8 protein-coding genes, 1 pseudogene and 2 riboswitches are annotated in these 6,775 nt (G+C 36.1%); of the genes and pseudogenes, 1 reads left to right on the plus strand and 8 read right to left on the minus strand.

The features are described from left to right. Window positions 1–21 precede the first annotated feature (21 nt). The 7 genes from BUB48_RS13305 to trmL form a co-directional block, all read right to left on the minus strand. Entirely contained in the window at window positions 22–1,308 is a 1,287-nt protein-coding gene (locus BUB48_RS13305; protein WP_073026717.1) for a glycine/sarcosine/betaine reductase component B subunit, read from the minus strand. Between the two features lie 53 nt (window positions 1,309–1,361). Continuing rightward, window positions 1,362–1,682 (minus strand): thioredoxin TrxA, encoded by a 321-nt coding sequence (gene trxA, locus BUB48_RS13310; protein ID WP_073026718.1) that lies wholly within the window; start codon window positions 1,680–1,682, stop codon window positions 1,362–1,364. Window positions 1,683–1,716: 34 nt separating this feature from the next. Beyond that, a complete protein-coding gene (gene trxB, locus BUB48_RS13315) occupies window positions 1,717–2,646 on the minus strand; it encodes a thioredoxin-disulfide reductase (RefSeq protein ID WP_073026719.1) in 930 nt (309 codons plus the stop codon). Window positions 2,647–2,729: 83 nt separating this feature from the next. Then, window positions 2,730–3,122: a GrdX family protein gene (locus tag BUB48_RS13320; RefSeq protein WP_175548425.1), complete on the minus strand. Its 393-nt coding sequence runs from the start codon at window positions 3,120–3,122 to the stop codon at window positions 2,730–2,732. 117 nt (window positions 3,123–3,239) lie between these two features. Next, window positions 3,240–3,317: riboswitch (glycine riboswitch) on the minus strand. Then, a riboswitch (glycine riboswitch) is annotated at window positions 3,318–3,422 on the minus strand. A gap of 347 nt (window positions 3,423–3,769) precedes the next feature. Further along, complete coding sequence (locus BUB48_RS13325; protein ID WP_073026720.1) at window positions 3,770–4,609, minus strand: DegV family protein; 840 nt, start codon at window positions 4,607–4,609, stop codon at window positions 3,770–3,772. A 15-nt stretch (window positions 4,610–4,624) separates the two neighbouring features. Beyond that, on the minus strand, window positions 4,625–5,464 hold the full coding sequence (locus BUB48_RS13330; RefSeq protein WP_073026721.1) for a DegV family protein: 840 nt from the start codon (window positions 5,462–5,464) through the stop codon (window positions 4,625–4,627). A 143-nt stretch (window positions 5,465–5,607) separates the two neighbouring features. Then, the gene (gene trmL, locus BUB48_RS13335; protein WP_073026722.1) at window positions 5,608–6,072 is read right to left on the minus strand and encodes a tRNA (uridine(34)/cytosine(34)/5-carboxymethylaminomethyluridine(34)-2'-O)-methyltransferase TrmL; all 465 of its coding nucleotides are present in this window, start codon (window positions 6,070–6,072) and stop codon (window positions 5,608–5,610) included. A gap of 259 nt (window positions 6,073–6,331) precedes the next feature. Here trmL and BUB48_RS13340 point away from each other — a divergent pair, with 259 nt between their 5' ends. Continuing rightward, window positions 6,332–6,445 carry a transposase gene (locus tag BUB48_RS13340; RefSeq protein ID WP_073026723.1) on the plus strand — a complete coding sequence of 38 codons (114 nt, stop codon included), beginning with the start codon at window positions 6,332–6,334 and terminating at the stop codon, window positions 6,443–6,445. 17 nt (window positions 6,446–6,462) lie between these two features. Here BUB48_RS13340 and BUB48_RS19170 read toward each other — a convergent pair. Beyond that, window positions 6,463–6,600 (minus strand): annotated as a pseudogene (locus BUB48_RS19170) (IS3 family transposase); the annotation flags it as partial. Between the last annotated feature and the right edge of the window lie 175 nt (window positions 6,601–6,775).

The raw sequence follows: 6,775 nt of genomic DNA on the forward strand, positions 1-6,775 counted from the left end.
TCTAATTCTGTATTCCAATCTCTAGAACTGTGTTGCTGATAATTTATTGAAGCCTATTTCACTTGTAGCACCGGTTATAACCTGAAGTTCTGCTACTATGCTTCCGTCTGGCTTCAAGCTTCCGGCAAATCCGCCTGCAATAACATCTGCAGGTTTCAAATCACCTATAACTTTTTTCATTGGAGGTAATTCAATTATTTCATTTGCATTACCTGCAGTTACTACTGCATCTGCAGCCTTATCTGCATCTGCTAGAGACTGAGATGCTCCATCTCTTCCTGCATACTCGTCTGTAACAAGTACAGTCTTGATTCCTTTTGCAGTTATCTTCTTGCAGTTCATCATAAGGTCTGTATCTGGATTACCGAAACCTTCTTCTGATATGATTACAGCATCCAATCCAAGATATTCTGCTAATTTAGCAGTCCAGTTTGAAGATCTTTCCTTATCGGCTAGGGTAACATTTTCATTGGTTATGATAACTCCAACAAAGTTGTAATCCTTGCCGTGTCTTTCGTATAAATCTTCAATTATAGGATTGTTCAAGTGATTGTATGTTGGATTCTTATCGCAAGCAGAAACACAGTTTCCACTTACTATAGCTCCATCCATAACCTCTGTTGGGTATATCAGAGTAGGAACTATTCTCTTAGCATCTACACCGTATACATAGGTGTCATGAAGCAAACCTTGAGTCTGAAGCATATATACATATGCAACTTTAGGAAGATCTGGATATTTCTTTGCACCTTCAAATAATGGAAGGGTCTCATATACCTTCACTTCATCAGGTTTTACATTTCTTCCTGCTTCACCAATGTATGCGGCAGCTTTTAATCCTATCAATCTTACTGCCTGTTCATGCTCATGCTGTGGCAAATTGTCAACAGGTGTACATACTAATACTAAATTGTTAGTTTTTGAGAATGGAGTGTATTCTGCTCCAGGACCGCTCATATCAATTATACCTTCCTGGAATCCCACAATCTTCCCTGCAGTAACAACTGCTGCTCCTTTTAATACATGAGTCTTTCCTGAACCTACTACATCAACTTTGCTGATAAATCCTGGGAAAATCCCGCCAGGACCTTCAACCTTTACTCTCGGTTCAATTACATCCTTAACAGGCATTATTCTTGTTTCTTCACCTGGCTTTGCAATATCTACCTCGATGCTAGCTATCCTATTGTCTCCGCCAACTGCTTCCAAAAGCTCTTTTTTGTTTATATACAAAACTCCATTTTCAACTTTGGTTGCTTCACCAAATTGCATATCCTTAATGAATATATTGCCTAATTCTAGACGCATGAGATTCACCTCCCTTTTTTATTGGAGGGGGTTTTAGAACCCCCAAAAATGCATTATATGTTTTCTTTTATGAGATTTTCGATTGCTTCAGGTGTGCAGTTATCTGCTCCACTTATTTCCTTTACCTTTTCACCATTTTTATAAACGATGAAAGTAGGCAACCCCATAACTTTCTGACTTATAGCCAATCTTCTGTTTTCAGTAGTGTTAAGTTTGCAAAATTTAATTTTATCTTTATATTGTTCTGCCAATCTTTCTACTTCTGGCATCAGTGCTTTGCATGGTTCACATTTTGTTCCCCAGAAATCCACGATAACAGGACCTTCTGCTTGCATAACCTCTTGCTCAAAGTTATCCTTGTTTAGCTCTATCATGTTTTCACCTCCTTTGCAAAGTTATTAAATGTAATTAATGTCCAAATTTTTCTGCTATATACTTCTCAGCACTTATTGCTGCAATGGCTCCATCAGCTGCAGCAGTAATAACTTGTCTTAATGGAGTAACTCTCACATCACCTGCTGCAAATATACCTTCCACAGAAGTTTTCATTTCTGCATCAGTAATAATATAACCCTTAGGATCCATATCCACTATACCCTTTACGATGTCTGATACAGGTTTTGTACCAACGAAAATAAACACTCCATCTGTTCTGTAGTCTGTAACTTCTCCGGTTTTTACATTCTTCAGCTTTACTCCTTCTACAATGCCGTCTCCATAAATTTCTTCAACTACCGAATCCCAAATAATATGAATCTTTTCGTTAGCCATAGCCTTCTCTACTATGGATTTTGCTGCTCTGAATTCGTTTCTTCTGTGGACAATTGTTACTTTATCTGCAAACTTTGTCAGGTATATGGCTTCCTCAACAGCTGCATCTCCGCCGCCTACCACAACAACCTCAAGTTCTGTAAAGAAGTCTGCATCACATGTTGCACAATAGGAAACTCCCTTTCCTCTGAATGTATCTTCCCCAGGTGCACCTAAATTAATATGTTGTGCTCCGGTAGCAATAATTATAGTTTTTGCCTTAATTTCCCCTTCTCTAAGCTTAATAACTTTAACTTTGTCAGTAAGGTCAAAACCTGCAACTTCATCATTGATAAATTCTGTACCGAAAGCCTTAGCCTGTTCTCTCATTCTTTCTGTCAATTTTGGTCCTGTTGGATGTTCTATAGATCCTGGATAGTTTTCCAGTTCTTCAGTTGTTGCAGCCTGTCCTCCCCATCTGCCTTTTTCTATTATCACTGCGTCCAATCTACCTCTGGAAGCATACAAACCAGCAGATAGTCCTGCAGGTCCTCCTCCAATTATTGCAACATCATAAATTTTATCCATTATTCTACCCCTTTCAAACTTTGATATGTATATCATTGGATAAAAATGTTATACTTATTCAAACAATCGTCAGTTTTTCAACTTTACATCAAACTTCCCAATGCACTTTCCAAAAGTCTAATATCTAAAAACCTGAAATCCTCCAGCACTTTCTCGGTCCAATCAGGAGTAGACCTATCTTTAAGCAGCTTTTTACAGCTTTCTATGCTGGATTCTATAATTGCAAGGGATTGATAATCTACAGGTCCATTTTTTTCCTCTATCACTACACTTCTAAAAGGTGTTTCATTTGGCTTGATGCTTCCCATCAGCGGGTGAGATATCAAAATGCTACCTATATGAATTCTGTCTCTTACAGCATACAAGACATCTAAATAACCACCATCTACATAAATAACATTAAAATTTTCGTTAAATGATTCACAAACACGCACATTGTTTGTTATTATTTGTATATTTTTTGTCAGGTTTATCACCTCTTAGACATACAGATATTTAAACATTTAAACATACATGGGTATTTCATTCTGATATACTTCATGAATTGCTATCTGATCTCTCAAGTTAGCAAAAAAGAGATAGAAGCAATAGCCTCTACCTCTGTCATAAACCTGAGAGATTCTTCTATAAGAATAGAATTGCTCCTTCGGTGCACATGCTTTCCAGAGTTATGTCCGATTGCGGTCCTTTTGCCTGAGAGTTTCACTTAACGGGCTTTTCCGTGCTTACTCCTTCGGCTCCCATCTTAAGAATGGGCATCTCCCGCCAATCTTCATCCATGTATATGAAATTGTATAATTATTGTGCAGGTTCTATATGATTTATCTATAATTTATCCAATATTAATAGTAATATTCTATAATTAAAGTATATACAATTTATACTAAGTATTCAAGATATATTTGTCCATTTTCGCTAAATATTTTAAATATCTATAATAAATGTTAGAATTTATATGTTTCAATGTTTAATTTTGCAAAATATTAATTTATAATCATAATCTCCTAAAATATTAATGAAGATGAAAACATTGAAAGGAGTTCTGGCTAAAATACAGACATACTGGCAACAGTAAAAGGCAGAGATTATAAAATCCCCGCCCAATATTTGAAAAGACCATATTTTAAATATAATGAATAACTACTGTTCCTGGACCGCAATATACGCCTATAACACAGCCTATCTCAAATTCTTCCTTTTCTACATATCCATAAGCTTCTTCAATGGCTGATTCAAAATCCTTCAGATGTTCTATATTGTCTGCATGGCCTACCTTAATAGTCTGACTTTTTAAATCTACACCTTGCTCCTGCATTAATTCTACAATTCTCCTCAATGCCTTCTTCATACCTCTGGCTTTATCTATGGCAACTATCTTTCCGTCCTCTACAGTAAGAATTGGTTTCAAGTTTAACAAAGTACCTATGGTAGCCTTGGTAGCAGACAATCTTCCACCTTTTTTCAAATATTCTAAGGTATCTACTACAAAAAGTGTCTTAACATTGCTTATTAAATAATTTATTCTATCTACAACTTCATCTACCGACTTGCCTCCCTGGGCCATCCTTGCTGCTTCCACAACCATCTGACCAAAACCATAAGTATAATTTCTGGTATCTATAACAGTTATCCTATCTTTGTCTACCATGTCTCTTGCAATCACGGCAGAATTATACGTACCACTGGCATCCGATGACAAATGCAAAGATATAATATGATCGTAGTTTTGCAAAAACTGTTCATACTTTTCCTTGAAACTGTTAGGATTTACTTGAGAAGTCGTAGGCAATTTCTCTGCTTTTCTCATTCTCTCATAAAATGCTTTTGGAGCAATATCAATCCAGTCCCTATACTCATCTTCATCAAAGAATATGGTAAGAGGCAAAACCTCTATGTCATACTTCTCTGCAACACCCTTTGGTAAGTCTGATGTACTATCGGTGATTACTTTTATTTTACTCAAAACACTTTCTCTCCTCTACGATTCAAAATGTAGTGCCACACAACCTGGTCCTGCATGAGTCCCGACTACAGAACCTACTCCACCCCTAATTATCTCTTTAGGTTTATATTTAGCATTTATTACTTCTTCAAAGTAATATGCATCTTCAGCACATATACTATGGTTAATCCCTATTACCTTATCATTTAATGTCCAACCCTTTTCCTCTATCATATCCATAATCACTGATATGGCCCTCTTCATTCCACGGGTTTTCTCCTGCATTTCCAACTTGCCATCTACAGTTGTCACAATGGGTTTTATGTTTAATATAGAACCTAATACTGATGCTGAAAGGGATATTCGACCACCTTTGTAGAGATATTTTAAATTTCCTATTATAAAAAACTGTTTCAGTCTATTGGTAGCTTCTTCTATTTCACTTACTATTTCCTCCGCAGTTCTTCCCTCTTGGGCCAACTTTGCTGCTTTTATCACCAGTAGTCCTGCTCCCAATGTCACCGCTTTAGAATCTATTATATGAATATTATCACTGTCAACCATATCCTTTGCTATCATTGCTGAATTGAATGTACCACTTAACTTTGAAGAACCTAATATGGCAATTACAGTATTATTATTCCCAATTTCTTCCCTAAATACACATTCAAATTGAGGTGGGTTTATCTGTGATGTTGTTGGCAGTTGCTCAGAATTCTCTAGTCTTCTAAAGAAGTCATCAGGTGTGATATCTATCCCATCTCTGAAGGATTCTTCACCGAAATTCACCAATAAAGGCAATACTCTTATATTATATCTCTCAACATACTCTTGAGGTACATCGCACATAGTATCTGTCAATATAGTTATAGCCATTTATTAATACCTCCCATTTAAAGTTTGCTTTCCTATTTCTTATCCAAATAGAATCATCAGGTTTCATTTGACACATACTCTCACTTTCATTAAGACGGAAAGTATACTCTATGTCTTTCTTGAATAATATTGCACGACTAATTTTACCGTAAGTTTGGGTAACCTAACTGTCTCAATGCTTCGTAAACAACTACCGCAACAGAGTTTGACAGATTCAATGACCTAGCCTCATCAATCATGGGTACTCTTATACATCTTTCCGGATTGGCTGAAAGCAAACTTTTGGGCAATCCAGCGGTTTCCTTGCCAAAGAGTATATAGCAATTATCCTCATACTTCATATCAGAATGTCTATATTTGCCTTTAGTGGTAGAATAGAAGAAATTTCCACCCTTGTGGGCTTCAAAGAACGCATCTAGATTGTCATAATAGGTTATATCAACTAAATTCCAATAATCCAAACCTGCGCGTTTAAGATATTTATCCTCTACAGAGAAGCCCAAGGGTTTCACCAAGTGAAGCTTGCAACCTGTTGCAGCACATGTTCTTGCTATGTTACCGGTATTTTGCGGTATTTCTGGTTCTACAAGTACAACATTTATTGACAATTATAACATCTCCTCTGTAAGTATATATATATAATACATAATCATTGGGATTTTCACAATAAGAAAGGATTCCATCGGAAAAATTTGATGACAAGGAAGCCTTTTGTCCCCCTTCTACTGAATTTAAACTCTAAAGGAGTTAAGATTCAGTAGAAGTACGATTAACAATTCTATAATTCAGAGATCACTGACCTATACCCAATTTGATAGACACACAATTAAGTTGGTATAATAAAAACTAAGAAAAGGGGTGTCTATCATGACTAAACCGAGGAAAAAATATACTGCAGAATTCAAGCAGGAAATAGTAAAGCTGATAACCGAACAAGGAAAACCTGTAACAGAAGTAGCTCGATCAATTGATGCGGCTTGACCCCCTAATTATGGAGATTATGCAACAAATGCTTTAGCATTTATATTCTTACTCATAAATGCTTCATAAAATTTATTTGGAGCCATATACTTTATGCTTCCATGCCTTCTGCGATTATTATAATAATTTATATATTCAGTTATTGCTTCGTATGCCTCCTTAAAACTGTTCTATTCATTGCGACTGTAACATTCATCCTCTAATATTGAATGGAATGATTCTATGTGTGCATTCATATTAGGAGTTTTTACTGGTATCCTTTGATGAATTAGATTATTGCTATTGCAGAATTCTTCAAATTCTTTAGATACAAATTGAGGGCCATTGTCT

The organism is Lutispora thermophila DSM 19022 (assembly GCF_900142105.1).
Classification (GTDB): domain Bacteria; phylum Bacillota; class Clostridia; order Lutisporales; family Lutisporaceae; genus Lutispora; species Lutispora thermophila.

Coding starts and splice junctions, on each gene's coding strand:
- BUB48_RS13305 (WP_073026717.1), bottom strand. CDS start 1,308: ATGCGTCTAGAATTAGGCAATATATTCATTAAGGATATGCAATTTGGT.
- trxA (WP_073026718.1), bottom strand. CDS start 1,682: ATGATAGAGCTAAACAAGGATAACTTTGAGCAAGAGGTTATGCAAGCA.
- trxB (WP_073026719.1), bottom strand. CDS start 2,646: ATGGATAAAATTTATGATGTTGCAATAATTGGAGGAGGACCTGCAGGA.
- BUB48_RS13330 (WP_073026721.1), bottom strand. CDS start 5,464: ATGGCTATAACTATATTGACAGATACTATGTGCGATGTACCTCAAGAG.
- BUB48_RS13340 (WP_073026723.1), top strand. CDS start 6,332: ATGACTAAACCGAGGAAAAAATATACTGCAGAATTCAAGCAGGAAATA.